Consider the following 2,464-nt stretch of genomic DNA (forward strand, 5'->3'; position numbering starts at 1 on the left):
TGTCCATTGGCTTCATGAACTCTTCAAGCAAAATTTCCCCCGGATGTATCGGCTCTAGCAACCGTTTGCGCGCCATATTACACCTCAATGGTCGTCCACAATCTCAACATCACGGGCATCGCCCTGAGCCCACACAAAACAAATCCTCCACTGATCGTTAATTCGAATGCTGTACTGCCCCTTTCGATTTCCACGCAAGGCTTCACAAGCGGTTTCCTGGCGGAATGCGCAGATCTTCCAGCGATTTCGCGCGATGGAGCGGCAACAGCTTTCGTCTGGCGATCCTCTCAAATGCCCGACAGCGCGGCACCTCTTCATCGGCGAACAACGACTCGGTCGCCTTTGATCGGAATGACTGTATCACCAGAGGTGCACCAGGAGAAACGACTAAACACGATATAAGACAGAACCACTGCCCCGTCGCAGCGATTAAATCAATCCCCGCTTCTGGAGATAGTCTTTGTCGATAACGGGAGTCGGCTTGGGCGCAACCTGGCCCCGTTCTTGGAGCAGCCGCTCGACGTATTTTCCGATGAGGTCCGATTCAAGGTTGACGGGATCATTCACCTGTTTGAGGCCGATTGTCGTCGCCTTTGCCGTGTGCGGAATGATGGCGACGGAAAACCCCTTGTCGCTCATATCATTGATCGTCAAACTGATCCCATCGACCGTCACCGAGCCTTTCACCACGCAATACCGCAAAATATGTTGCGGCGCCTCGATGGTAAACATGATCGCGTTGGCATCTTGTTGTCGACGGCGGATCACACCGACCCCATCCACATGACCTGCGACAAGATGTCCGCCGATTCGCTCGTTGAGCTTCATGGCTCTTTCTAGATTGACCGGCAGGCCCACAGCGAAATTGCCGAGAGTCGTCACCGAAAGTGTTTCGGGCGACACTTCTACGGAAAAGTCACGCTCGCTTCTTGATACGACCGTGAGACAAATTCCATCCACACTCACGCTGTCTCCGATCTTCAGGTCGCCCATCACCGTCGAAGCCAGAATAGTGAGTTTGGTTCCCTCAAGTGTTTTTCTCAAGACAGTAATCGCGCCCATTTCTTCAATGATACCGGAGAACATCAGTCTTTCCTCAGGATGATCAGTTTCACCACATAGACAAACAGCACAAGCAAATAAAGACGCCCAGACTGGCCAGCGCGCCGATCACAAGATTTCCGGTCGCAATCTCTGTCATCACGCGACCATTATATCGCAGCCGTTATCGAGATAGCAGCGTCTACATTCTCTTCATCGCTACCCAGAACACGCTTGCCGCCGCCAGTTGCATTCCGGCAATGATGGCAAAGGCCATGGGATAACTCAGGTTCGCAATCAAGAGACCGGCCAGCAACGGCCCACTCGCATGTCCGATATCCATGATCGTCCCCTGCATCCCCATGCCGGCCCCCAGGGTCTTGAACTCGGAACTGTCCGCCACCAATGCAGAGGAGGAGGAGGACACAACCGCCTCACCGAAACCGAACCCAGCCGACAGCAAGAGCAAGACGGGAAACATCGACACGTGCGGAATACAGACAAAGGTTCCGGCGCAAATGCATAGACCAAGGACAATCAATGGCTGACGACCGACTCGATCGGATATCCTTCCCATAATGGGCTTGGAAAAAAACGACGTGAAGGCCTGCACGGTGAACAGGCTCCCCACTTCTCCCGGATTCAGACCTGCCGAGATGCCATACAATGGGAGAAACGCCATCAAGGCTCCATTGGCGATCATCTTGGCGGCATCGGTCATACTGGTGATCAGTACCTTGGTGTTTTTGGCGACAACGGCAAATCCTTTCCACATCTCGGCCAGCACAACAGTCGTCCCCTGCCCCTTTCTCTGCGGCACCGAGACATCAAGATGCAGGCTATAGAACAACACCATGGCGATGCAGCCGAAGACGCCGGCCATGACAAACGCAGTGGAAAATCCTGCCGCATGGATAAGGTACCCTCCGAGAAAAGGGCCCAGGAGAGAGCCGGACTGCGTGCAGGCCGTATAGGTCCCCAGCGCCGCGCCACGCCGTTCCCGATAGAGCTCCGCCACGGTGGCCAGCGCGCTTGGAGCGAAGATGGCCGTGGCGAAGCCGTGAACGAACCGTAGCGCCGTCAGCGCGTCCAAGTTCGTAATGAAGGGATAAAGAAACGGCGGCAGCCCGAACGCCACCACGCCGATCCGCAACAAGAACCGCCTTCCATAGATATCGGAGAGAGCGCCGGAGGGCAGTTTCAGCAAGACGCCCGTCAAGGTTGAAACAGACACGATCAGACCGATCCGTTCCGGACTCGCGCCGAGCGATTCGGCGAACAAGGAAAGCGCGGGCATCCGCACCATGTTGTAGCTGATGAAGCAAAAGATGCCGACCGTGCAGATGAGCACGAAACTGCGTGATTGCGTCATGGAATCGATCTACCGTTCGAGCTACCTTTGTCGGTGCTTGGTCGTCCCTTC

General features: G+C 55.2%; 2 protein-coding genes and 1 pseudogene. All 3 read right to left on the reverse strand.

Annotated features, from left to right (window positions below; genetic code table 11):
- Positions 1-84: 84 nt before the first annotated feature.
- A pseudogene (locus tag ACOSYY_RS06115) lies at positions 85-364 on the reverse strand (type II toxin-antitoxin system RelE/ParE family toxin).
- Between the two features lie 65 nt (positions 365-429).
- Positions 430-1,086: a riboflavin synthase gene (locus ACOSYY_RS06120; protein ID WP_421661379.1), complete on the reverse strand. Its 657-nt coding sequence runs from the start codon at positions 1,084-1,086 to the stop codon at positions 430-432.
- Between the two features lie 157 nt (positions 1,087-1,243).
- Positions 1,244-2,413 carry an MFS transporter gene (locus ACOSYY_RS06125; RefSeq protein ID WP_421661380.1) on the reverse strand — a complete coding sequence of 390 codons (1,170 nt, stop codon included), beginning with the start codon at positions 2,411-2,413 and terminating at the stop codon, positions 1,244-1,246.
- Positions 2,414-2,464 lie beyond the last annotated feature (51 nt).

It is taken from the genome of Nitrospira sp. BLG_2, from assembly GCF_049222245.1.

What these genes read in the sequence shown, in the direction of transcription:
- ACOSYY_RS06120 (WP_421661379.1), bottom strand. Translation starts at nt 1,086, where the DNA reads ATGTTCTCCGGTATCATTGAAGAAATGGGCGCGATTACTGTCTTGAGA.
- ACOSYY_RS06125 (WP_421661380.1), bottom strand. Translation starts at nt 2,413, where the DNA reads ATGACGCAATCACGCAGTTTCGTGCTCATCTGCACGGTCGGCATCTTT.